Consider the following 24,706-nt stretch of genomic DNA (forward strand, 5'->3'; position numbering starts at 1 on the left):
GTCTCGCTTGAACCAGTTCAGAAAAGGCAATTTTATCATTGGTGGGCAGAAGAGGAGCTATTGAACCATGAAAAATGGCGCGTATATCAGACTTATTTTGGGCAAGGCCAGTCAGGCCATTGAGCGGGTTGACAGAAAAAGCATAACCAGAACGGATCTGAATGTAAGCGACTTCAGTATATTAGAGGCATTGCTGCATAAAGGACCGATGCCTATCAACACCGTCGGCGAAAAGGTGCTGTTAACAAGCGGTTCGATGACGGCCGCAGCAAACAGGCTGGAAGCAAAGGGATTGGTGGAACGAATCCGGGATCCCCTGGATGGTCGCAGCTTCTATCTGCACTTAACCAAACCGGGACTCGAATTAATCCGGAGCGCCTATCGAAGACACAGTCAAAATCTGGAAAATATTTTTACCTGCCTCGATGAAAAGGAACGGGATGAGCTTGTCCGTCTTCTCAAGAAGGTGGGATACCATGCTCTGCAGGTTGAAGCGGAGTAGAGAAAGACAGCGCTGGAATCGTTTCTTGATTAACAAAGTGCTGGTTAGCCGTATGCAAAACAAATCATTTGGAGAATCGAAATGAATAAAAATAAATTAGAGGTTCTAACTCCGGAAAATTGTCAGCTGATATTTATCGATCATCAGCCGCAGATGGCTTTCGGTGTACAGAGCATCGATCGCCAGACCCTTAAGAACAATGTCATTGGACTCGCAAAAGCAGCTAAGATATTCAATATTCCAACGACTATCACTACAGTTGAAACCGAGAGTTTCTCCGGCCACACATACCCGGAACTGCTTGATGTGTTCCCGAATGCACCCCTGCTTGAGCGAACCTCAATGAACTCATGGGACGATCAGAAAGTCCGGGACGCACTGGCCAAAAACGACCGGAAAAAAGTTGTCGTCTCAGGCCTCTGGACGGAGGTGTGCAACTGCACTTTTGCATTGTCCGCCATGCTCGAAGGAAACTATGAGATCTACATGGTTGCCGACGCCTCAGGGGGTACATCTCTTGATGCCCATAACTACGCCATGGATCGTATGGTGCAGGCCGGAGTTGTGCCGATGACCTGGCAGCAGGTACTGCTCGAATGGCAGCGCGACTGGGCAAAAAAAGACACCTACAATGCGACAATCGCTCTGGTACAGGAGCATAGCGGTGCATATGGTATGGGTGTGGATTATGCGTATACAATGGTCCACAAGGCAGAGCCTCGAGGTAATTTTAAAGGCGATACGATTCCGCCCAAAGCGGCGTGACGGACAGGTGCCCAGGGCGCGATACTCTTGCCGCCGCGCCCGGGCAAAGAGAGGGTTACTTTGACTCCTGCTAGAGAAACATTACATCCGACGGAAAAAGGCGCCACCGTTGTTATTACCCATCGTGTGCATCCCGGAAAAGAGTCCCTGTACGACGACTGGCTGAATGAGATCGGTCCTCTGTGCAGAAGTTCTGCAGGGCTCCTCGATTGGCAGATTATCCGTCCCATTGCCGGTCTTACCGCGACATATACGGTAATCATTCGTTTTGATGCCCGGGAGAATCTGGAGAACTGGATGCATTCCCCGCAACGGAAACGACTTATAGAACAGGTACGGCCCCTTCTGGCGACTGAGGACGACTTTACCATCCGCAGCGGGCTCGATTTCTGGTTCACACCAGAAGGAGCTCATGCCAGGATTCCCGTGCGATGGAAACAATTTCTCATTACCTGGTCGGCCATCTACCCGCTAGTGCTCGGCGTACCGTTGGTCGTGGTGCCACTGCTGCGCCAGCTTGGAATCCCGCGGGATCGTTTCCTGGACACCCTGGTTATTACCGGTTTGATTGTCTCCCTCATGGTCTACCTGGTAATGCCGCGTTACACCAAATTCGTCAAACACTGGCTGTTTCGGTGATGACCAATCCCGGAGAAGGAGGAACAAAATGAAATTGTGATTACCACTATACCTCAGCTAAATGTGGATAGGAGGTGCCCTTTTCACGGACGCCATAAACCATCCCTGGGGGGATTGACCGCAGCCATCCAGGCTGTGGAACACCCGTGCAACGGGCAGCTCATATCCATCCGGACCTTCTAAGCTGAACTTTAATGGTAATCACTAATCCAATTCAATTTTTCTGCATGCTTTTGCAAAATGGTTATTTTTTCATAATCGATCTGCCCCGAAACTCAGCCTAAGAGTCGCAATGATCACCCGGGAAAAAAGAATATGGACACCCCCCTGACTATCAAGCGGATTCACCACGTTGAATTCATTGTCGGCAACGCCCTGCAGGCGGCGTACTTCTATCGTAAAACTTTCGGCTTTAACCAGACCGGCTATCTCGGGCCGGAAACAGGCCACCCCGGCTGTGCTTCATACGTCCTTGAACAGGACCGCATCCGGCTGGTATTCACCACCCCGCTCAGCCATGAGGACCCGCGGAATGTGTTCCTGCTTCTGCACAGTGACGGGGTCAAGGATATCAGTTTTGAGGTGGATGATGTGGACGCATCCTATCAGGAGGCAGTAAGACGCGGCGCCGCCTCCGCCCTGGCGCCAAAGGACCTGCAGGACGAAAACGGCAGGGTGCGCGTTGCAGCTGTCCGCACCTTTGGCGATGTCATCCACACTTTTGTCTCCACCAGGGGCTTTAAAGGCAGTTTTTTACCGGGATACCACCCGACGCAGGTCGAGGGCGAAGATCTCGGTTTTACCCGGATAGATCATATTGTGGCCAACGTCGAGGATCGGCAGATGGACAGATGGTGTGACTATTACGCCAGAGTCTTCGGTTTCCATCAGTTTGTCTCCTATGACGACAAGGATATCTCCACCGAATTCTCCGCACTGCGCTCAAAAGTCATGGCCAACGAGACGCGAAACATCAAGCTGCCCATCAACGAACCGGCGGCAGGAAAGAACAAGAGCCAGATCCAGGAATATATCGATTTCAACTACAGTGCCGGGGTACAGCATATTGCCCTTTACACCCCGGACATCCTGACCACTGTCCGTAAACTTCGGAAAAACGGCATCAATTTCCTCACCATTCCCAAAAGCTATTATGACGGCGTCTGGGACCGGGTGGGAGACATCAAAGAAGATCGCGAGCAGATACGTAAACACAATATCCTGGTGGACAGGGACGAAAACGGCTACCTCCTGCAGATTTTCACCAAGCCGGTGCAGAACAGGCCGACACTGTTTCTGGAGGTTATCCAGCGGGCTGGCTGCGAGAGCTTTGGCAAGGGCAATTTCAAGGCATTGTTCCAATCCATTGAACTGGAGCAGAAGCGCAGAGGCAATCTTTAGGAGCCTGTCCTGGCTGCTCCCTCCCCGGCCACGCGTTATTCATTCAGCTCAGGAGAACACCATGGTCTACTACCACAAGCTGGGATCGATTCCCCATAAACGCCACACTGCCTTTCGCCAGAAAAACGGCAGGATACATCAGGAGCATTTGCTCGGCAACGGGTTTCACGGCATCAAGTCCCTGCTGTATACCTTACGCCCTCCCACCGAGCTGAAAGGGGTGGAACGGATCAGGGACATCACCTGGGAACCGGAGAGCGACCCCACCCTGCGCCTCAGACACCTGAAAACCCACAGCCTTGCTTCCGCCGGGAAAAGCCCGGTACTGGACCGAACCCCGCTGCTGTTCAACGATGATGTCGGCATCTCCCTTGCCCGCCCGGCAGCCGGCGAGGACGTTTATTATCGCAACGGCCAGGGAGATGAGATTGTCTTTGTGACCGAGGGCGAGGGCGTGCTCGAATCACAGATGGGCGAGATTGACTTCAGCCAGGGCGATTATCTGGTCATCCCCAAAGGGATCATCCACCGCTATCGCCTCAAAACTCTGGACAATATTTTCTTTATCATCGAGAGCAGAGGGTATGTGCGCAGTCCCGCCCGGTACCGCAATACGCACGGCCAGCTGCTGGAACACAGTCCCTATTGCGAACGGGATATCCGCCCCCCTTCAAGGCTTGTCACCAAGGAGACAACGGATGAGGTTCCCATTATGGTGAAGAGCAGAAATGGTCTGCAGCGCATGATTCTTAACCACCACCCCTTCGATACGGTCGGCTGGGACGGATATTATTACCCGTGGGCCTTCAATATTCGCGATTTCGAACCGATTACCGGTCGTATTCACCAGCCGCCGCCGGTCCATCAGACCTTTGAAGGAGACGGCTTTGTCGTCTGCTCCTTTGTGCCGAGACTCTTTGATTATCACCCCGAATCCATCCCCGCGCCGTATAACCACTCAAATATCGGCTCCGACGAGGCTATCTATTACTGCAGTGAAGAGTTCATGAGCAGAAAGGGCATTGAATGCGGCTCGATAACCCTGCACCCGGATGGCATGCCCCATGGTCCCCACCCCGGCAAAGCCGAGGCATCAATCGGCGTGAAGGAGACCAAAGAGACGGCGGTAATGGTCGACACCTTCAAACCGCTTTTTGTGGCCAAAGCAGCTCTTGCCTGTGAAGATAAAGACTACCAGACTTCCTGGCTGGAACGGCAGTAATTGTGGAGCCTGATCTATGCCAATAACCACCGATCCGAAGCTCAGGTCCTTTGTCGACTATGACGAAAAATCCCATTTCCCAATACAAAATCTCCCCTTTGGCATCTTTACAGAAAAGGGCCAGACCAGGCCCGGAGTGCGCATAGGCGATATGGTGCTTGACCTGGCGGTTCTGGAAAAAAGAGGTTTTTTCCCCTCCCGGCCGAAGCTTTTCAATACCAGCACCCTCAATCCCTTTCTCGCGATGGGCCGATCAACCTGGCGTGCAGTACGGGCAACGGTTTCCCGCCTGTTAAGAGAGGATGTAGGTGAACTTCGCGACAATAGTGAATTGCGAGGCAAGGCTTTAATTCCGGTGCAAAATATCACTTTGCAGATGCCGGTGGCCATAGGCGATTACACAGATTTTTATTCATCGAGAGAGCATGCCGTAAACGTTGGGACGATGTTCAGGGGAAAAGAAAATGCCCTCATGCCCAACTGGCGGCATCTGCCGGTCGCTTATCATGGCCGGTCGAGCTCAGTGGTTTTGAGCGGGACACCGATACGAAGGCCAAGAGGCCAGGTGATACTTGAGAATCAGGAAAACCCGGTCTTCACGGCCAGCAGGCTGCTTGATTTCGAGCTGGAGGTGGGATTTTTCATTGGCCCCGGCTCCGAGCTGGGCCACCCTGTCCCGGTGGATGCTGCCGCTGAGCATATCTTCGGGATGGTACTGGTCAACGACTGGTCGGCCCGGGATATCCAGAAGTGGGAATACCAGCCGCTCGGCCCGTTTACGGCTAAAAATTTCGCCACCTCCATCTCGCCATGGGTGGTCCCGCTCGACGCCCTTGAACCCTTCCTTTGTAAAGCCCCGGAACAGGTCCCGCGCCCTCTGCCCTATCTGCAGGCAAAAAACGCCCGGACCTACGACATCAACCTGGAAGTCTATCTGCAGAACTCGCGTATCTCCAGCAGCAATTTCAAATACCTGTACTGGAACATCGCGCAGCAGCTGGCCCATCACACCATAACCGGGTGCAACGTGAACCCGGGCGACCTGATGGCGTCCGGCACCATCAGCGCCCCCGGGGAAGGGGGTTGCGGGAGCATGCTGGAGCTCTCCTGGAACGGGAGCAAACCAATCAGGCTGCACAACGGGGAAGAGCGGAAATTCCTTCGGGACGGGGATACCGTCACCCTCACCGGCTGGTGCCAGGGAGCAGGGTTTCGGGTTGGTTTTGGCGAGGTGACGGGAACCATCCTCCCTGCTCTTGACTAAACTGCGACAGATGAAGATTTCTATGTTCTTTGGGACGTTTTTACGCCACCATCAACGCTGTACTTATCATGGTTTTGAGTTCCTGGTAATTTCTGGTTACCGGTACCTTCGGAAAATCGACCAGAATCGAATCAGGCGGGTTAAAGAAAAATCCCTGGTTCGCCTCCTGAATCATGCCGACATCATTGTAAGAATCACCAAAGGCTATCACGTGATAATTAAGCCCTTTCAAGGCCTTGACCGCCTCTGTTTTCTGATTGTTTATCCTGAGGTTATACCCGGTGATATTCCCCTGGCCATCAATGGTCAAATTGTGGCAGAAAAGTGTCGGGAAATTTAATTTTACCATCAATGGATTGGCAAATTCCTCAAACGTATCCGACAGAATAATGATCTGTGCCTCCTGCCTGATCCAGTTTAAGGCCTCGACTGCGCCGTCAAGAGGTTCCAGGGTGGCGATCACCTTCTGAAGATCCTGAATTTTTAAATTGTGCTCCTTTAATACAGCGAGCCGTTTCGTCATCAGGACATCATAATCCTTGATATCGCGGGTGGTCAGCCGAAGCTCCTCTATTCCGGTTTTTTCCGCGACACTCACCCACATCTCCGGCAAAAAAACTCCTTCTAAATCGGCTACTAATATTTTCATTTATGACAAGGCTCCTGGGGAAAATGGGTTGATGGATTTTGTATACATGCACTCTCTCGGCATTTCAGTAGTATAACCTGTAATTTTCGGAGATGAGAATCATAAAATTTTATCTCATTGCCCCTCAAGTTCAGCCACTGAACCAGGGGTGGGCTGTTCGTTTTACGGGTCTCTGCAGCCATGGACGGCTGCAGCGAAGCCCCCAGGGATGGGTTTACGGCGTCCCGGGAAACGAACAGCCCACCCCGTTCCATTTCGACTGGCTGAACATGAGGGGAAGAAAGTTTTATCTGATTGCCTCTCATGCAGAGCTCCTGAACCAGAGCGGAGACAGCATAGCAGATCTTAACCGAATTGCCGTCAGGTAATCAAGTGCCGCTCTTCGTGGTTGAGTCCCTTCTTACCTGAAAGCTTTATTTCACCTCCAGGACAGGTATGCCCCATTCGGGATGTTCGCTGCGATGTGCCAGAAAAAAGCCGCAGTTGGATAATTAAAAGTGTACCACATCTTTTCAGGTGGTTATCTTGTCAGCAATTGAACAGCAACTGAATCGGTATCTAACGTGCTCTTTGCGGCATTTCGCCTGGCATGCATGGAACACCATGCACGCACACGATCACAAGCTAAGGGAGTTTACCTATGAAATTTCCTGGGAAAATCTTCAGACCGTTGAAAAAAAACCTGCTGAAGATCAGGTTTTCAAGCCTTAATAGACGACCGTCGACCAAGCGGGAGACCAGTATAAAACTGGTGAAGAGATATTTCAGACTGATCAGGTAACTGCAACAAAAAAAAATCAACCCACCTTTCACCATCAAACTTTGTTTCTCAGCCTCGACTGCCGGTTTCACCTGATTTTGAAAACGACCGTGAAAATAATTTTTCCAGTATCCGGCGCCCCCGGCCCGAACCGAACCATTTGATTCTCCCGTATACCTGCAGGGTAACGCAAAGCCATTGTTTTTTCACCCGGCAGAACTCCCGCACCATGACAACGTCGGCAGTGAGAATACCTGGAATATCCATACCCGGAACAGGCAGGACAGCGTATCCGAACAGGAATTCGCAACGGGACAGTGCCGCCTCTCTGTGCCTGCGCGGGTGACAGGATAATCTCTATGGTTCTGCCGTCAACGGGTATATTTTCCGGTTGTCGATGCCCCAGGATGGTGCCGGAAAATTGGTCGTCATAGATCCTGTCGAAGGCGGGCCGGAAGTAGCGAAATACTTTTCGAGGAGACCTGCCGCCGTAAAACGTCGTATTTTCATCCGGAACAAGAGGTTCAACCGTTTCTCTATGAAAATTGTGCACAGGCTCCGCACGCCTTGTTTGCCGTTCTCCAGCAGAATATTGTATGGAGTCATCATAGGATCGACGGCTTTGCGGATCACTGAGGATTGAATAGGCCTCATGAATAACCTGGAATGGCGTGGGGTTTTGTCCGTAATGATCGGGATGAAATTCTTTGGCAAGTCGTCGATAGGCCGCCTTTATATCAGACTGTGTCGCATTCGAAGGAATGCCCAGTATAACATAATAGTTTTTTCGCATGTCAGATCCTCCTGAAAATGTTCTCGATTCAAAAGAATGCTCTGCTCCCGCAACGTTCTGCTACCAATCCTCCATCGGCATGCCTTTTTCGATAATGGCACTAACAGCCATTATATTTTTTTCTGCAAGACTCAGCTGCTTTTCAAGCATGTCATAGAGGACATCATCTCTGCCGAGCAGTTTTTCGGTCTTCTCAAGAAGATTTTCCGTAAGTTTCAGATAACTATGCATCTCTTTGAGAATCTTTTTTCTCGTAATATGTTTTTCCAGCTCGGTTTCGATAATCGGCAAAAGCCTTTTTATGGAGATTTCCACAAGGGTATCTCGGGAGATATTCTCTCTCCTGGCAACATCATTAATCGAACGCAGGGAACTCCTGCTAATCACAAAGGTCTTCTGACGACGCGCTGACTGGTCTGTTTCGTTTTGCTCCGTTTCCTGGGCCAGTCTGGCGAGCAGCGAGGTATCCTCAATAAGCTGATCGAGTAGAGACTTTTGCTTGATACCCAGCTGTCCGGCAATAACCCCCAGAAGGTCGATGACTTCCTGGGGAAGTTTGAAGGTGGCTCGAACAGATTGTTTCTTCCGCAGTTCGTCAAACGATATCTGCTCGTTATTTATGATTTTTCCGTCATCTTTACTGTCCATAGCAATTTCTCCTTTCCTATGAACTACATCATTTTCATTACTATGTCAATAGTATGTATTAAAAGTAATATTTCTATGATTTCAAAAAAAATATTCTTACTATATTGACATGCAATTTCACCGTATTTATTTTTCATGGCAAGTGAAGATTAAAGAGTTCTCTGAGATTTTTCATGGGACTCTTGCCAAATTGAAAAGAGTGAAAGTTTTTCTGCGACGCGTTCTCTCACGAGCACCGTCGAACGCAACCCTTTAAACAGGAGGAGGAGGCGCTATGTGGACAAGAATGAATGATTTTAATCGAATGTTGGATGCGATGGACCGTCTTCGTTCAAATCTGAACAGGGTATACCTGGATTACGACCGGTCTTATGGCGATGAGTTTGGCTGGAGAACTCAAAACGGATTTCCCCGGACAAATCTAAGCGAGAGTGGCGATTCTTTCCAGCTTATTGCCGAGGTTCCCGGACTGACCAAAGACGACCTCAATATCAGGATCCAGGGCAACTATCTGGAATTGAGCGGTACACGTAAATCCGATGCCCCAAAGGATTACAAGGCTCAGCGTGTTGAGCGGGATACTGCCTCATTCACCCGCAGCTTCACCCTGCCGTCTGAAGTTGATGCCGACAAGATTGAAGCGGTTTTGCAAGATGGCCTCCTGTCCCTCTCATTACCGAAGGCAGAGGCTGCAAAACCAAAGCAGATCAGTATCAGTTAACGTCCCTTAGAAACTGCGAATACGTTTTTGGAGGTTGAGCTATGAATGAGACGAATGAATTAGCAACGAGAAAAGAGAATATGCTGGAAAAGCGCGTGGAATTGCCAAAGATTGCACCTGCTGTGGATATATTTGAAAACGAGGACGAGATCCTGCTGCATGCCGACATGCCGGGTGTTACCAGGGAGAATGTAACTGTCAACGTTGATAACGGCAAACTGGAAATTTCCGGGATTCGCAATTTACAAAAGAAAGGGAACAGCACCTGGCAGGAATTCACCGATGTTGAATACCGGAGGGTTTTTGCCGTACCCCAGACCATCGTTGTCAGCAAAGTGCATGCGGAACTCAAGGAAGGAGTGCTGAAACTTCATCTGCCAAAAGCAGAGGAATCCAAACCTCGAACCATCAAGATCAGTCAGCTGTAAATCGCTGGCTATTGGGCGGGAATTGCTGGCCAAAGCAACCGTTCATTGAACGGCCACCTCACCAGGTCGCATGAGAGAACAGGCGGGAAATCGTGGTAAAACGATTTCCCGCCTGTTTTTTTTCCGGACGAGCTACGACAAAAAGAGAGTTGACAATCGGGCCAGGTGTCTAAAATTAATTGATACGAATTATTATTCATATCTTTGCCACAACCTGGTGTGTAGACACTTTTACTTGTTTGCTTCCTGTCACACAGCGGTCGAAATAGAAACACTACTCCACACTTTCAACATGAATGTAAAAAACGGTGCATAGTAACCATGCACTGTTTCTGGGAGGAGGTAACAGTGAATATTAATGCGATTGCTGATGCCGCAAAAGTCAGTCCTCAACGAACAATTCTTGCGTCCCACCCCAAAAAACCAAGAGCTGACAGTACGCTTTTTCTCAGCCGTTCCGTCTCCGCAAACCTGCACGGCGGGCAGCATCACACGGTCGTCGGCGTGCATATCGTACTGGCGGCAGGCAACCCTAACGGACTATGGGAAGAGTTCCATATCGATCGTGCAGCGCAGAAACATAATGCCAGCCAGCAAAAGAAAGATGACCGCACGTTTTTGATGGCGACCAGATCACTGACGATCTGCTGCGACACCCTGGAGATTCACGGTGCGTTCTGCCTCCCTGAAGCGGATGTGGCAATTTACGCACGCCGTTTGATATGGGCCACCGAAAATGCAGGCATCAATACCTCCCCTCTTCCCTGGGACATTCCCAAGGCGCCGGACGCCGCCGGGGCAACTCCCGGTGAAAACGGGGCGAACGGAAGGCACGCCGGCTCCCTGAAGATCATGGTGGCAGAAATTACATCTCCGGGTATCGGCATACCGCGCCTGATTGCCCTGGGCGGCCGCGGTCAAGATCCGGGCAACGGCCTGAATGGCCAGCCCGGCAAGAGTATGCCGGGCATTAAATCTGCGTCCTTTGAAGCCCACAACCTGGTTGGAGTAAGCAATACCTTGCAGGTGGATTTCTCTCCGCCAGCGGTCTACATCAATGCAAAATGGTATCTCGGAGGTTCGGCGGTTGGTATTCCATTACTCTCCGATCCCCGGGGGACAAACTCTTTTCCGACCGACGGCACTCATGCGGTTGCCCCGGGGACCCCCGGCAACGGCGGCAACGGCGGCAGACTGACCACGAATTCAGCAACTGTTGCGGCTGGATTTAAAAGCGACGGAGGCACAGCCGGCAAAACTGCCCCGAACTGCAGGGGCGGCGAGGCGGGCACTCCGGCCACCAGCGCTGCCTATGACCTCTATATGTATTTTTTCCCCTGGAAATCGACCAATAAACCGAATCACGATAAGAACAAAAAAAAACCGGACCACACCACCCGCAAAGGCAATGATGCCCCGGCCAGGCCGGCCGCCATAGGCGCCGGGACCAGAGCAGACCCTGTCCTGATTGAATGTGCCAATGCGTGGCTGCACCCTCTCAGCCTGCAGATCGTGATCGAATTCGCCCGGGAGCTGTTTCTAGCAGGCGACCGTCTCCCGGTACAGGCGCTGCTGGAAAACTATGCCGAAGGCCTCGCTTTACCCATACCCAAGAGCACAAAGAACCAGGCGGACTCGCCCTGGGACAATGTTCCCGCCAGCCAGTGGACAGCGGCACAGACCGAGATTGCCTCGATGCTGCAGCGTCTGCGTGCCCAGCTGGATTATTTCGGCAATCCCGCCGGCTATACCCCATTGCTGTCGCTGCAGGGCTCGATCAAGTTATATCAGGGGGCAACCCGGAGGGCCCTGCGGACGATGCTGCTTGCCGAATGGGTGAATGACGAGACCCATAAAGCGGACCAGGCTGTTGCCCTGTTCGAGGATCTCATCGATGACACCGTCCAGGACACGACACAGGCTGTTGACCAGGTGCTGACTGCGGAAAAGAAAATCAACCAAGTGACCCAGGAACTCGACGGCCTGGAACAGAATCTGACCACCATTGGGGTGGAGCTCGACGAAAAAAGGACCGAGCTTCTCGGCCAGGCGGAGACCACCAAAGAGCAGCAGGCACTTATCAAATTCAGCATCAAGATGGCGGGCGCCATCTGCCAGATTATCCCGGTCGGCCAGCCTGCCCTTGCCGCGGTCGGTTCCCTGGCAGGGGTGAGTGCCGATCTCATTGGCAGCGATCCCGAAAGTGCACCGGACACGATTTCCAAGATGGGCGGCACCATCACCAAGGCACGGGAGGCGGCCAATAAGTCCCGGGAAGCCAGTAAGAAAAGTGTCCAGGAAGCCAAAAAAGGCAAGCCAGGCGACGCCGCGGCCGCCAGTGAGAGTGCTTTGGCGATGAACCAGGCTCTTGACGGGCTGGGCCCTGCTCTTACTCAATTATCCGGAGCCGTTTCAGCGCTGCAGGTTTCGCAGACGGAAGTCGAGGCCGAGCTGCAGCGCCTTGAGGCCAACTGCCCGGAGCTGCAGCTTTTGCTTCAGGAGATCAGGGACCTTAACGCCAGGAAGATGGTCCTTTTCGACAAGCTCGCGGTGGCGTTTCATGCACTTGGCGCGGGCTATGCGCGCCTGGCCTTCAATGCAGCGGCAATTGTCAGCATGCAGCAGGAAAAGGGCAAACAGTTGAGCCGAATCGACCACGAGGCCAGTCTCTTCGTCAGGCAGCTCGGCAGGCGCTCGCGCCTGACCCTGCTGCAATATCTCTACTATATGGTCAAGGCCTACGAGACCACCCTGCTTCAGCCACTCGATGACGTCGACTGGCAACTGACCAGGGTGACGGCCAAAATCAATGAACTCCTGAAAGAGGCCAAGGGGTTCGATGGCGCCACCCTGGAGGAAAAGGCCAGGACACTGGAAGTCCTTTTCGAGGAGAATATCGACCTTATTCGCCAGAAACTGCTGACCGATGCCAGCCAGCTTGGCGAGGTGACGGCTCCGCGGACCCTGTACCTGAGTACAACGCAGACTCCCGCTGACCTGGAAGCCCTGCATCGGTTTGGCGAGGTCGAGATTGACCCCTTCGCCTATGGCTTTGTCGATGCCAGGACGCAGCTGGCACGGCTGAGCGATGCGGACCTCGAGGCGGTTCTCTTTGACCCGGACAAACCGCAACTGCCGGAAGGTTCTCAGGTGATAGTCGATCTGATTCCGTCAAACAGCGGGACCCTGCGCAGGGCCGAAACCCTGTGCGCCGTCTACAGTGACGCGCCAATCCGCTGGAACTGGACCTGCTCTGGGGCCAAAATTGCTAAAAGCCTGCCAAGCAAAGGAGCGGAGGATCTTCTCGATTTTATCCTCGGGGAGAATTCGGACAAGATTCGGCAAAAGATTGCCCGGCCACCTTTCTGGTCGGGCTTCACCATCCGGGCTCGGTACCTGCCCCCGCTTGCCAACGACAAAAAACCGTATATCACCAACCTGCATTTCAAGTTCAGCACCGATGTCACTGCAGCGCCCGACCACCAGTCCGTGCTGATCGTACACCCGAGCGGACCATCGGCAGACTCGGTTGTCGATTGCACGCCAAAGGATCTGGCCGGTCGTGAGGCCGGGATCGGGCATTTCATGCGGATCTACAATCAGGGCGCCGACATCCAGCTGACGGCCAGTGCAGCTACCAATGGCACCCGCTTTGACCACTGGCAGCTGATCGACGCCGGCCTTCCGGATATCTATGAACCCTATACGGGAAAGATCAGGCTGAAAAACGACGTCATCGCCCAGGGCTACTGGGCCCGTGCCCGCGACCAGGTCGCCAGGTTCAACGTGCTTGGCCTGCTGAGCCCGGCGCAGCTTGATGATCTTGCCGGGACCTGCCCCGACGACCTGCGCGATGCACTGCCGCGCCACACCGCCGCCGCTTACAACTGGGAGAACCTCGGTTTCACCGCCGCTCTGCCGGAAGAGCCCGGTCAACCCATCCGGGTTGAGGCCCGCCCGGATGCGTCGATAGTCGGGTGCATTCCTCCGGGAGAAGAAGCCGATCTGCTGCAGGCGGGGGTGGATGGATGGCAGGAAGTCAACTACCGGGGCATTTCCGGATGGATACATCACAACGGATAACTCTCTAACAGAACGAGGTGGTCATGAAACGTGCAGCCGTCCTGATTGGTGTTCACAAAGCCCATAACCTTCCAGAACTGCAGGCCGTCTGGAACGGAGTACATGCCATGGAAGCCTGGGCCCTGTCCCAGGAGGGGTTTACGCCGGAGCTGGTCCGGACCATCACCGACGAAACGGAAAAGGTGACGCCCCAGAGGATCAAGGACACCATCAAGGAATTCGTCGATCGCGGCGATCTTGATCAGTTGATCATCTATTTCTCGGGACACGGCGTTAACCTGAAATACGGCGAGTACTGGCTGCTTTCCGATGCCATCGAGGATGCCGATGCCGCGGTCAATGTCAAGGGCAGCGAAGAACGCGCGCGATACAGCGTCATTCCGCATGTGGTGTTCCTGTCGGACGCATGCCGCACTGCGCCGCAGGGCATTCAGGCACAGGGAATCGAAGGCAGTATCATTTTCCCCAACAAACCGGTCCCCGGACCGGAAAAATCGGTCGACCAGTTCTATGCAACCCTGCTGGGGGAACCGGCCCTTGAGATAGCCGACCCGAAAGACGCAGCGGCGAAGTTTCAGGCCGTCTACACCGACGCGCTGCTGGAAGCTCTCCGGGGAATGCATGGTGATATCGTTGATTGGGTAAGTCAGGCCGGCCCGGGATTTATTCGCCCCAGACCGCTCAAGAAGTTTCTCGCCAAAGATTTGCCGATCCGCGTCTACCAGGCAACCCATGGCTCCGACCCGCGCAGCCAGCAGCCGGACGCCCGCATCACCTCCGATGACGATGCCTGGCTGGCGGAAATAAATACGCCTGCCGCAGCCGTTGCCCCGCCACTGGGCTCAGGAATCAGCGCGACGGCAGATGCCCTGGAGCACGGCGATTTTACCCTGGATCAAATCACCATGCCGAAAAAGGCCCTCAGGGCTTTTATTGCCGACGATTCCTTATTAATGGGAACGGCGCTGCCCCTTCCTGCCAAAAAAACAGGCCCCGCACGCTCAACGAGAGGCGAGCTGGATGTTTTTTCTGAGCAGAACAAACGTTTTGCCAAAAATGTTCACGACAATGCCGAACCCTTCGGGCCCCTGCACTTCGAGTCCGGCTGCGGCTTCAAAATTCGTGGCGCGGCAGTGGATGCGTGTCAGGCGAATGGGGCGCAGTTCGACATTATCGATGGCGGACAGCTGGTTCGGGCCAATCTTACCGCACACCCCGCGGTCAGCACCCTGCTGACCCTGAAGAACGGGCATGCCGCATTGCTGCCGGCGATCCAGGACTTTCTCGCTACCCTGACTTTTGATGGCGATCACCTGGTCGATGTGGCCTACGAGCCATCCGACAACTCGAGCCGATGGTTCGATTACCAGGATCGGTTGACCGAGATCCGCAACCTTCGGGCAGTGATTGCCTCCTCGTCACGGCGCGGCACCTTTCATCTGGATGGTCCCGAGGCGGAAACACTGGCAAGGCGGATGCAGGTTGCCAAAGGCATCGATCCGTCCCTCGCGCTCTATGCCGCCCATGCCTATCGCGAACAGGGCAATCGCTCTCGAATCCGGCAGATGGTCAACTTCATGGCCGGAGATATGGGTATCGGCCTGTTCGATATCGTGCTCCTGGCCGGAAAATTAAACGACCAGTTCGACCCGCAGGAGAGAAATCACATTTTTCCATTCCTGCCGATGTTTTCCCAAAGCTGGGCATTGCTGCCCGCCTATGAAGTTGCCCTGCCGCCGGGACTCGAGAAAATCTCGCGGCATGCGCTGCCGGATTCCCTGTGGACGCTGTTTGATGCGGACGGCGCCCGTCTCATATCGCAGGTCATTCAACAAGGAGGTGTACGATGACACGTCAACTGGTTCTGGTACACGGACGTTCCCAGGAAAATAAAGACTCGGTGGCCTTGAAAGCCGAATGGATAGACGCCTTTCGCAAGGGTCTGGCCAAAAATGGCCTGCAACTGCCGATCGACGAAACAGATATCCGTTTTCCATACTACGGTGATACGCTCTATGATCTGGTGGCCGAAAAACCGGCGGATGAGATTGCCAAAATCATTGTCCGCGGCGATGGACTTGGCGAAGCGGAAACGCAGTTTATTCGCGCAATGCTGCTGGAAATTCAGCAACAGAACGGCATCACCGATGCCCAGGTGGAAGCTCTGGCCGGCGGCACCGTCGCCGAAAAAGGCGTGCTCAACTGGCGGTGGGTGCAGAAAGTCCTTGAAGCCCTCGACACTTACGTGCCCGGAGCGAGCAGCGCCAGTGTTGCCCTCGCAACCCGGGATGTCTACCAGTATCTGCGCAATCCCGGCTTTCAGAATGTCATCGATTCCGGAATCCGCTCCGCCTTCACCGCCGGGCGGGAAACGGTTGTCGTGGGCCATTCGCTCGGCACAATCGTGTCCTACAGTCTATTGCGCCGCGAAGGGCAGTCGCTTGGCTGGAAAGTTCCTCTGTATGTCACCCTGGGGTCGCCGCTTGCGGTAAAGGTCGTCAAAGAGGCATTGTCTCCCATCAAGCACCCGCAGTGCGTCGGCAGCTGGTTTAACGCGATGGACGACCGGGACGTTGTTTCGCTCTACCCGCTTGATCCAAAACATTTTTCCGTCGATCCGCCCATCGAAAACAAAACCGATGTGGATAACCCGACTGCGAATCGGCACGGAATCTCCGGATATCTGTCAGACGGCACAGTCGCCAGGCGCATCCATGAGGCCTTAACGAAGTAATCCTGATGGTGACCGGGCACGGTCTTTATTTGAGATATTCGTAACCAGCGCCAGAAAGGGCGCCTTTGGCATGGGGATGGTTACTGCGATTATTCACTCACCACCCGGTTGCGTCCACCCTGCTTGGCTACATATAACCGCCGGTCCGCCACTCCAACCAGTTCCTCCACGGTAATTTTGCCGGTCGTCGCCAACTGACTGGCAACAACTAAGCCGATGGAGACCGTCAATGGAATCCGCTGCTGGTTGTAAACAAAATCGGTGGATGCTACAGCCAATCGCAGGCGCTCGGCAAATTGCAGCCCATTCTCCAGACTACCGACGGTGAAAGCATAAAATTCCTCCCCGCCATAACGGCCGATTTCATCCTCCTGGCGTTTGGTGCCGCTCATGACTTCCGCCAAATTCACCAGTACCTGATCGCCAGCCAGATGCCCATAGGTGTCGTTCACTTCTTTAAAGTGATCAATATCAAGCAGTAAAAACACAAAGTCATTGATATGGCCACGATGAAAGTTACCGATATTCACCTCGATAATGCGTTGCATGATGGATCGTTTCGGCAACTTGGTGAGGTCATCAAAATAACCGAATTTTTCCATTAAATTCTTTTGTTCCATCTCCTTGGTCACATCCGTCAGGTAGCCCAGGGAGAGACAGATCTCGTCGTCACCAAATATTTCAATCGTAGCCTGATCCTTCAACCATATCGTTTTCTTTTCGGCCAGGGCTATTTGGTAAATACATTCAACTGCACCCTCTTCTTTTACTTCCTCGCGCAGACCGCACTGATCGCCTCGCAGCTCGTCCCTGGTGACAATCTCTTCCTCAATCGTGGCCTCCTCGTGTCCGACATAGCGATAGGCCCGACGATCGACAATACTCTTCCGAAAGACCTCGACAACTTCCGACGGCTGGCAGTCAAGTATGGCCAAAAGCCGTTTCCCGACATGTTCATACCAGATAATCTTTTCATCCCCGTGCCACGCGGCTATGTAAGGAATGATGGGCAAGCACATTTGATCCAGGGCCACCAGATGAGTGAGGCACTCCGTCAGCCGCCGGCAAAGCTTCGCCGAATACCCACCGTTAAGAATCTTACCGCTATAATGCGTTAAATAATCCGATTTCAATTTATCCATTGTTATTCTGGGGACTGGGGGAAATATCTCACCAATTCAAGTGGTTCTAGCTATATAGGTTTCATCTGCATTCGTCAACACCGATGAAAACCACCTCCTCTCAAAAGGAAAGCAATCTGGTAGATTGAGCTTGCGTCGAGGGTTCATGGATTACTATTCAACCTGAAGTTCAACAATGTCACAAATAAAAATTTGTCCCCCGGTCAAGCGACCAGCTCCAGGAATTTTTCTACCACGTGCGGATCTAAATGGGTTCCTGCCAGGGATTTGATGTGTTCGCGGGCCTTGTCCTTTGACCAGGCGCGGTGGTAGCGGCGTTCGTTTGTCAAGGCATCCCAGATATCAGCCACAGCGAAAATCCTGGCAGCCAGCGGGATTTCATCCCCGCGCAGGCCGCGGGGATAGCCGGTACCGTCCCATTTTTCATGATGACAGTAAGGGATATCCAGTGCCGGATACAGGTAGCCGATACTGGAAAGCATCTGGTAGGCATAGACCGGATGTTTTTGCATTACCTGGCGTTCTTCAGGGGTAAAGGAGCCCTCTTTTAATAAGATACTGTCTGATATCGCCATTTTTCCGATATCATGGAGCAGAGCACCCCTTCTGGCCTGAATGCATTGCTCTTCGTCCAGGCACATTACCCGGCATAACAGCAAGGTCATCTCCGTCACCCGCTGGGTATGCCCCTCCGTCTCCTCGTCTCTGAGCTCCAGCGCCTTACCCCAGCCCTCAATGGTAGAGTCATAGGCACGAGTCAGCGCTTTATTGGCCTTACGGGTATCTTCTTCGCTTTTCCTGATCTTCCTGATTATCCCCTGGGTCATGTTGACAACCAGGAAGACATACAGTGAACCACCGAAAAAAACTGAACTTGTGATAAGCTCGAGGGGAAAATTGAACTGCAGAACCTGAAGAATAAGATAGAAGATATAGCCACAGGAAAAAAAGGCCAGAAGGATGGACATCATGCGCCATTTCCGCTGCGAGGCCTCCGGCAATACGTTCTGCATCTTCAGACTCATGATGAGAGCGGCAAGCATGAAAAAGATGCCGGGCAGCATGAGGAATATGGAAAGATTATGGATAAACATGATGACAAGTAACCGGTTTATGCAAGCGAAAAAAATCAACCATGCAACATAATTGCCCCAGGTATCTCTCCTTTAATTTTCCGCTAATTCAGGGTCGTCCAGATTGGTCTGAATCCAGCGATCGGAATGATGAATGTCAGTGGTTTCAAGCATCCCAGGGCCGATGTTGTGATACTTATGGGGGATTTTTGCGGGCCCAAGCAAGATATCGCCAGCTTTAGCCGCTATTTTTTTATCCCCTATGGTAAATAAGGCGTTTCCCGTACGAACGATGAAAATCTCATCGTAAGGGTGGACATGCCAACGTGGTCCCTCACCGACTTTATCTGTAACATAGAAGAGTACGGTAATTCCAGTACCCATATCTTTACCCTGGAAATAACCTTGCCACAAATGCTCATGTGATGCCCAGTCTGCACGATGCAGTATCGCTGGCTTACGGGTATCTGCGTCGGCAGCAGAATGATTGTTCCTGTTTAATGCCATGATAAATTTCCTCTTTTCCAAGCACGTCATCATAAACATGACGAAGTCCACTGATCGAATCTCACTGGTGCTGAATCTTGTTGATATACACAAAAAAATAATGCGGCGGAATGGCATGTCAACGTATCAGCCTGCACAGCCGGGCGCTCCGGTCTTCATATGTTCAAGGCGGTGGCAAAGGTGGCCACAAAACCTTTTTGTTGACTTGGCGGCAACGGTCACCTAGACTCCTTAACAGAATATATCTGCTTCAGGCGCCCCCCATGCATGCTGATCCCGGAGGGGTACTCGAATTTTCACCCAAATTGCTGTGCTCCCTTAATGATTCCCGCTTCCTTTCGCAGGTTTTTCTTTCCTCATCCGGATAAAAGATACGCTGTTCGTCTTATCATCGTTGCCTGTGTCAGTTACCTCATCTTCGGCCACCTCCTTATTCCTCTGCGCATCCAGGGACTGAGCATGGACCCCACCTATCGTGACGGGTCTTTTGCCCTTTGCTGGCGGCCGCAGTATGTATTTGCGCCACCAGAGCGCTTTGATGTGGTGACTGTTCGCTTTTCAGGGAGACGTGTAATGCTGCTCAAGCGGGTTGTCGCCTTACCGGGAGAGACTGTAGAGTTTCGCAAAGGTCTTCTGTATGTAAATGACGGCCTCATTGAAGAACCCTATGTTCGTCATCGTTCCGCCTGGGATCTTCCACCAAGAACGATAGCTTCCGGCCATGTATATGTCGTTGGAGATAATCGCGGGACCGCAATGGATCGCCATCGGTTCGGCGAGATAGATATGCAGCGCATTGTTGGAGGCGTATTCCCATGAACAAAAAATTTGCTCTTTATGCAGCAATTCTGCTCGTTGTCGCTGGTGCTGTCTTTTTCTGGCCCAGTGACGAGAAAAAGATTAAGAGCAATCTCGATTCTTTAGCCGAATATTGTTCGTCAGAAAACCAAGAACCGGTTATTACAACATTGCAAAAGGCGGCTCTGGCGGCAAAACTCTGCACTGCCCCCTGCACCGTCCACATTGCGTCATTTAACATCGATCGCGCCTTGAGTCACAAAGAGTTCACCGATCAATTCCTCATGATGAAAAAACGACTGCCAAACACGATGTTCAGCTTTCATGATTCGCGGATCGATATCGCAGATGAGACGAAGGCTGCAGTCACCACCACCCTTCGTCTCGACGGAGAAACAATTGACGAAAAGTTCACTGATGCCTATGAAATTAATATTGCTGTGGAAAAAAAGGATGGAGACTGGCTTTTTTCTGCTTTTACTGTTGTCGAGTTCATGAAAAAATGAACGGCAGAGACGTTTACTTTAGCCCTGAATTCCGCAATTTTTTCAGCCTCAACGGGTTGATATAACCGACTGCCTATTTTAAAAATACCCTTTGAAAAATCTGATGGTAATCAAAACAATTCTAAAGAAATTAAAAGCCTCAAACGGGGACCCAATTCAGTATCAATTAGATACCGATGATGGACAGGTGCTTCTTAATGATTGCATTGGCAAAAACCTCAAAATTGAATTTACCGGAAAAATTTATTGTAAAAGCTGCGGCAGACTAACGAAGAAAAGTTTTGCTCAGGGGTTTTGCTTCCCTTGTTTTAGAGATGCTCCGGAGGCAGCACCCTGCATTATCCGCCCAGAACTTTGCCGGGCGCACCTTGGCGAAGGAAGAGACATCGAATGGGAACAACATCATCACAACCAGCCGCATGTTGTTTATCTGGCAATAAGCAGCGCTGTGAAAGTTGGCGTGACAAAAGATAACAATATCCCAACACGCTGGATCGACCAAGGGGCTTCATACGCTGTTACTATTGCCCACACCCCCAACAGATATCTGGCAGGAGCAATTGAAGTAGAATTGAAAAACAATTTCACCGACAAAACCCATTGGCAGAAAATGTTACGGAATGAAGTTTTGGACGCCGATGGTTTTCAAGAAGCCTTCAACCTTGCACAAACGTCGCTTACCGGCGAACTCCGTAAACATCTGCGCCTGAATGACACCATTTTTACCGGTCGATACCCTGTGCTGCAATATCCTGCCAAAATAGTATCCTTTAACCCTGAGAAATCACCATACATTGAAGGTGTCCTGACCGGCATTAAAGGGCAGTACCTCATGTTCGATGCGACAAAGGTAATCAACATCAGAAAATTTGAAGGGTATGAAGTCGTAATAACATTATGACACCCAATATTTCCCAGGCAGCAACTTCTATCTGAGCGGCTGTCTCGTTTACAACGGGCAAAACTGGCAGTTGAGGTGCTGAGCTTGCCTCTTTTTTTAATCTCTTTTTCTAAATCTTTGTTTTCGGTGCCAGGCAAAGCTTTCCTGGGCCGGCCAGAACCGGCTTTCAGTCGGCCTGAAAATTGGCCTGTCCGAAAGTGTCAGTATATGACCGGGAAGATTCGGGTCTTTTTTCACCGCCGGGGAAACCATCACATCATAATGCGTATCAACCGACATCAGCCCTTCATCAAACGACCAATGGCAGAGTTTACAGAGTGCCATACCGTTTGTGGGGTGATCGTTTCTGTTCTCACTGAAAGGTATGATATGAGCTGCATCTACCACTGTGCGCCCTTCCGAGGTGAGCATCTTAATCCCACATAAGGCGCAGCGGTGGGCGTAGAGCCTGACGATTGCCTTTCTAAATCCCTGGTCTCGCACTTTTGCCGCACACTCTGCCGCATTCGCCCGCAGTAAATAGCCTGCATCCACTTCGGAAGTGCCTAAAAGACCAAAGGCATACTTTGTGGAGCCACAATTGATCATCGATTGTTGCCATATTGTCGGCTGAATCGCAGGCGAAAAGTAGGTTTGAACAAGGACGGCGCGAAGTTTCTCCCGTGCATGTTCCATCTGCAGCAGCATGAACAGATCTTTATTGAAGCGCGCGCCAAGATACAGCTCCCGCAGCCGCTTCATGGAACTGATTGAACGCCCTTTTCGATGCTCCTCGCCAAACCGCGGTATCATCTCCCAAAAATCTGAGCTTTCAAGATGATAAAAAGGATAGGACATGCTGGCTTTTCGATCATTATGGGGGAGCAGAGCGATATACTCTTGAAAGGTTTCAGTCAGTTCAAACGATGGCTCAATGAAATTTTTCGTTATCTGCCCCGAGGCAATGTGATCAAGTATAGACAGCAGAAGAAATGGCTTGTATGGCGATGCGCGGTTGGTAAGAGCTGTCCATGAACCCCTGCTTCTATCAACCCTGATCCTGGCAAATGACGACAAATACTGGTCAAGTGTTCCACACATTGGCAGACCTGTTTTTCTGGAGGAATGGGAAAAATTTTCTGTTCGGCCGACAGTCCAAGGCCCTAAATAACACTAAAGCCAATTTTTTCAAGGTATTCAAACGTTGGGTCATAATATCTGGAGTCTCGGGTTGGATCTTCCGCATCTCCCTCTGGAATAACTATTACCATTCCCTGTCGCGCTCTAGTCAGGAGAACCCGATATGCGTTTTTCAAATATACCTGTCTCTCAGGCTTAAGAATTTTTTGCCACTTGTTGCCTCTAAAAGAACGATGCTCCCATCCATTCTTTGAGTACCTGAAATCGGCATCCCACGTCACACAAACCCAGTCAAGCTCCAGGCCTTGGATATGAAACTCAGTGGCCACTTCCTCTAGATAGTAGGATGAGCGCACATCGTCCTTGCCAGCTAAAAACCAATGTATAGGGTTCATTGGTGATTTCACATCGATCGCATGAGGCTTCAGTCGCTCAGCTTGCGATGAAACAACAATACCATAACGTTCTGTTCCCCGGGCCTGCATTTTCATCCATTGCTTTGCCTTCGCAAAATCGCGAGTAATGACCACTGAATATTTTGATCTAATTTCAGCAAGGGTCGATCGAGCTCCTTCCACTTCTAAATCGAGTAATTGTTTTACCAGTAGCGAAACATGTTCGGCCCGAAACGAACGCATAGACACTGCCAAATGGAGATCTGCGTTGTAATGAACATTTGGACGGCAAGCGATGTTTTCTAATACAACACCTGCACCGTATTCATTATCGGTTAGCCGATCAGAAATATGTATTTGCCAATCTGGGAACGACCGGTGAAGCGCATCAATCCATTCGCCAATACCGGCCTCGCCGGTGTTAATTTCCTGCCCACCACCAATGAGACAAACTATTACACCCCAATCTGGATGACGATTGATGCAAGAAATCAGAAACTCGGGTTCAGATTGATTAAAATCTGGCCGATTTTTTTTGCGCCTCATAAAACTAGATGTCTGCTCAATATTCCAAGCCCGCTGCGCTTCATCGAATAAGGCAACGTGGTCTGTAGGTGGAGAATCATCAATAAGACAGTCATCTCTGTAGTGATGGACATTTTGCACAAATGCCTTCACCTCGCTCAACGCCTGCTTTTTATTTAATTTATTCCCTTTTTTCTTTTCGCGGGCAATTTTGTCACGAGCCAATGCCTCTTGAAGTATTTGTACCAGTGGCCCGTTTCCTGACAGGAAAACACTATACGTATCCCCATCTGCCTTAAGATGCTTCGTGGCAATGTTCAATCCAACGAGGGTTTTTCCAGCTCCGGGAACTCCCGTTACAAAGCAAATTGCTTTACAAGAATTATCTTTTGCTTGGTGAATGACCTGAGAAATTGCCTCCGTTGTCTGATGCAAATTTATTGCTCCTGCATCGCTCCGAGAAATATCAGCGACAGAGTGCCCTTTGTATAAAGCCATTGCGGCTTCAATGATTGTAGGAGTTGGGCAATAGCGGCCCTGCTCCCAATTTGCAACATTAATGGCTCCTCCATCAACAAACGATAACACCGCATCAATAGCCTTCGGCAACATTGCTGTATTGCTTTTTATGGGGAACAACAATTTATCATTCTGAGGTGTAACACTTACAAAGATATCCGGCGCCTTTGCATGAGTTGCGACCAAGATTGGTGCAATAAATTGTTGGTGACTCTCATCATGAAAATTTTTCAGATCCAATGCATAGTCGCACACCTGATCTAGTCCATGCGCCGAGAAAATCTTTTCTCCGACTTTAAATTCGATGACAAATATTGCTGGACCGACAAGCAACACGACATCGATACGTGTGCCCATCCGCGGAATAGAATATTCGAAATAAATCGAACCACTGTGCGAGAGAAGAGCCGTCCGAAGCACCTCTATTTGCCGAACCCATGCATTTCGCTGTGTTTGCAGGATAGAGGAATCATCACTACCCCGCGATATTCGACCCAAGAGTGTATCTGTGTCACTCTTCAGGAAGTCATTGATGGTTGCGGAATAATAAGCTCGATTTATACTCATTCTTTTCTCTATGGACGTCTAACTGGCTATTGGCGTGAGGCTTCA

General features: G+C 51.4%; 22 protein-coding genes. 14 read left to right on the plus strand and 8 right to left on the minus strand.

Annotated features, from left to right (window positions below):
• Positions 1 to 67: 67 nt before the first annotated feature.
• The 6 genes from FCL47_RS15900 (at position 68) to fahA (ending at position 5,793) form a co-directional block, all read left to right on the plus strand.
• The gene (locus FCL47_RS15900) at positions 68 to 502 is read left to right on the plus strand and encodes a MarR family winged helix-turn-helix transcriptional regulator (protein WP_136814514.1); all 435 of its coding nucleotides are present in this window, start codon (positions 68 to 70) and stop codon (positions 500 to 502) included.
• Between the two features lie 81 nt (positions 503 to 583).
• On the plus strand, positions 584 to 1,267 hold the full coding sequence (locus FCL47_RS15905; protein ID WP_136814515.1) for a hydrolase: 684 nt from the start codon (positions 584 to 586) through the stop codon (positions 1,265 to 1,267).
• Positions 1,268 to 1,327: 60 nt separating this feature from the next.
• Positions 1,328 to 1,906, plus strand: a complete 579-nt coding sequence (locus FCL47_RS15910) for an antibiotic biosynthesis monooxygenase (RefSeq protein ID WP_136814516.1) — start codon at positions 1,328 to 1,330, stop codon at positions 1,904 to 1,906.
• A gap of 315 nt (positions 1,907 to 2,221) precedes the next feature.
• Positions 2,222 to 3,307 carry a 4-hydroxyphenylpyruvate dioxygenase gene (hppD, locus tag FCL47_RS15915; RefSeq protein ID WP_136814517.1) on the plus strand — a complete coding sequence of 362 codons (1,086 nt, stop codon included), beginning with the start codon at positions 2,222 to 2,224 and terminating at the stop codon, positions 3,305 to 3,307.
• 61 nt (positions 3,308 to 3,368) lie between these two features.
• Positions 3,369 to 4,529: a homogentisate 1,2-dioxygenase gene (locus FCL47_RS15920; RefSeq protein WP_136814518.1), complete on the plus strand. Its 1,161-nt coding sequence runs from the start codon at positions 3,369 to 3,371 to the stop codon at positions 4,527 to 4,529.
• Positions 4,530 to 4,545: 16 nt separating this feature from the next.
• Positions 4,546 to 5,793, plus strand: a complete 1,248-nt coding sequence (gene fahA, locus FCL47_RS15925; protein ID WP_136814519.1) for a fumarylacetoacetase — start codon at positions 4,546 to 4,548, stop codon at positions 5,791 to 5,793.
• Positions 5,794 to 5,833: 40 nt separating this feature from the next.
• On the opposite strand, the gene thrH is transcribed toward fahA, so the two are convergent.
• From thrH to FCL47_RS15940, 3 genes are all read right to left on the minus strand, one after another.
• The gene (gene thrH / locus FCL47_RS15930; protein WP_136814520.1) at positions 5,834 to 6,442 is read right to left on the minus strand and encodes a bifunctional phosphoserine phosphatase/homoserine phosphotransferase ThrH; all 609 of its coding nucleotides are present in this window, start codon (positions 6,440 to 6,442) and stop codon (positions 5,834 to 5,836) included.
• An 848-nt stretch (positions 6,443 to 7,290) separates the two neighbouring features.
• Positions 7,291 to 7,995 carry a DnaJ domain-containing protein gene (locus FCL47_RS25450; protein WP_136814521.1) on the minus strand — a complete coding sequence of 235 codons (705 nt, stop codon included), beginning with the start codon at positions 7,993 to 7,995 and terminating at the stop codon, positions 7,291 to 7,293.
• A gap of 60 nt (positions 7,996 to 8,055) precedes the next feature.
• Positions 8,056 to 8,643, minus strand: coding sequence for a hypothetical protein (locus tag FCL47_RS15940; protein WP_136814522.1), 588 nt, complete (start codon positions 8,641 to 8,643; stop codon positions 8,056 to 8,058).
• 274 nt (positions 8,644 to 8,917) lie between these two features.
• Here FCL47_RS15940 and FCL47_RS15945 point away from each other — a divergent pair, with 274 nt between their 5' ends.
• From FCL47_RS15945 to FCL47_RS15965, 5 genes are all read left to right on the plus strand, one after another.
• On the plus strand, positions 8,918 to 9,364 hold the full coding sequence (locus tag FCL47_RS15945; RefSeq protein WP_136814523.1) for an Hsp20/alpha crystallin family protein: 447 nt from the start codon (positions 8,918 to 8,920) through the stop codon (positions 9,362 to 9,364).
• A 41-nt stretch (positions 9,365 to 9,405) separates the two neighbouring features.
• Positions 9,406 to 9,792, plus strand: a complete 387-nt coding sequence (locus tag FCL47_RS15950) for an Hsp20/alpha crystallin family protein (protein ID WP_136814524.1) — start codon at positions 9,406 to 9,408, stop codon at positions 9,790 to 9,792.
• A gap of 348 nt (positions 9,793 to 10,140) precedes the next feature.
• The gene (locus FCL47_RS15955; RefSeq protein WP_136814525.1) at positions 10,141 to 13,875 is read left to right on the plus strand and encodes a hypothetical protein; all 3,735 of its coding nucleotides are present in this window, start codon (positions 10,141 to 10,143) and stop codon (positions 13,873 to 13,875) included.
• A 23-nt stretch (positions 13,876 to 13,898) separates the two neighbouring features.
• Positions 13,899 to 15,725: a caspase family protein gene (locus FCL47_RS15960; RefSeq protein ID WP_136814526.1), complete on the plus strand. Its 1,827-nt coding sequence runs from the start codon at positions 13,899 to 13,901 to the stop codon at positions 15,723 to 15,725.
• A complete protein-coding gene (locus FCL47_RS15965; RefSeq protein WP_136814527.1) occupies positions 15,722 to 16,609 on the plus strand; it encodes a hypothetical protein in 888 nt (295 codons plus the stop codon). Before FCL47_RS15960 ends, FCL47_RS15965 begins: the two co-directional genes overlap by 4 nt.
• Positions 16,610 to 16,698: 89 nt before the next feature.
• Here the strand turns inward: FCL47_RS15965 and FCL47_RS15970 are convergent, their stop codons facing one another.
• The 3 genes from FCL47_RS15970 to FCL47_RS15980 all read right to left on the minus strand — a co-directional run bounded on the left by FCL47_RS15970 (position 16,699) and on the right by FCL47_RS15980 (position 19,331).
• The gene (locus FCL47_RS15970) at positions 16,699 to 17,751 is read right to left on the minus strand and encodes a GGDEF domain-containing protein (RefSeq protein ID WP_136814528.1); all 1,053 of its coding nucleotides are present in this window, start codon (positions 17,749 to 17,751) and stop codon (positions 16,699 to 16,701) included.
• Positions 17,752 to 17,954: 203 nt separating this feature from the next.
• On the minus strand, positions 17,955 to 18,845 hold the full coding sequence (locus tag FCL47_RS15975; RefSeq protein WP_136814529.1) for an HD-GYP domain-containing protein: 891 nt from the start codon (positions 18,843 to 18,845) through the stop codon (positions 17,955 to 17,957).
• 72 nt (positions 18,846 to 18,917) lie between these two features.
• On the minus strand, positions 18,918 to 19,331 hold the full coding sequence (locus FCL47_RS15980) for a cupin domain-containing protein (RefSeq protein ID WP_136814530.1): 414 nt from the start codon (positions 19,329 to 19,331) through the stop codon (positions 18,918 to 18,920).
• 321 nt (positions 19,332 to 19,652) lie between these two features.
• On the opposite strand from FCL47_RS15980, the gene lepB reads away from it, so the two are divergent.
• The 3 genes from lepB to FCL47_RS15995 all read left to right on the plus strand — a co-directional run bounded on the left by lepB (position 19,653) and on the right by FCL47_RS15995 (position 21,536).
• On the plus strand, positions 19,653 to 20,150 hold the full coding sequence (lepB, locus tag FCL47_RS15985; protein ID WP_136814531.1) for a signal peptidase I: 498 nt from the start codon (positions 19,653 to 19,655) through the stop codon (positions 20,148 to 20,150).
• On the plus strand, positions 20,147 to 20,635 hold the full coding sequence (locus FCL47_RS15990) for a hypothetical protein (RefSeq protein WP_136814532.1): 489 nt from the start codon (positions 20,147 to 20,149) through the stop codon (positions 20,633 to 20,635). The genes lepB and FCL47_RS15990 overlap by 4 nt, the downstream gene beginning before the upstream one ends.
• Before the next feature lie 103 nt (positions 20,636 to 20,738).
• Positions 20,739 to 21,536, plus strand: coding sequence for a DUF2797 domain-containing protein (locus FCL47_RS15995; protein ID WP_205747339.1), 798 nt, complete (start codon positions 20,739 to 20,741; stop codon positions 21,534 to 21,536).
• A gap of 96 nt (positions 21,537 to 21,632) precedes the next feature.
• Here the strand turns inward: FCL47_RS15995 and FCL47_RS16000 are convergent, their stop codons facing one another.
• Both FCL47_RS16000 and FCL47_RS16005 read right to left on the minus strand, forming a co-directional pair.
• Positions 21,633 to 22,616 carry an HNH endonuclease gene (locus FCL47_RS16000; RefSeq protein WP_136814533.1) on the minus strand — a complete coding sequence of 328 codons (984 nt, stop codon included), beginning with the start codon at positions 22,614 to 22,616 and terminating at the stop codon, positions 21,633 to 21,635.
• Positions 22,617 to 22,678: 62 nt separating this feature from the next.
• Positions 22,679 to 24,661, minus strand: a complete 1,983-nt coding sequence (locus FCL47_RS16005) for a DUF2075 domain-containing protein (RefSeq protein WP_205747340.1) — start codon at positions 24,659 to 24,661, stop codon at positions 22,679 to 22,681.
• Positions 24,662 to 24,706 lie beyond the last annotated feature (45 nt).

The organism is Desulfopila sp. IMCC35006 (assembly GCF_005116645.1).
Lineage (GTDB): Bacteria > Desulfobacterota > Desulfobulbia > Desulfobulbales > Desulfocapsaceae > Desulforhopalus_A.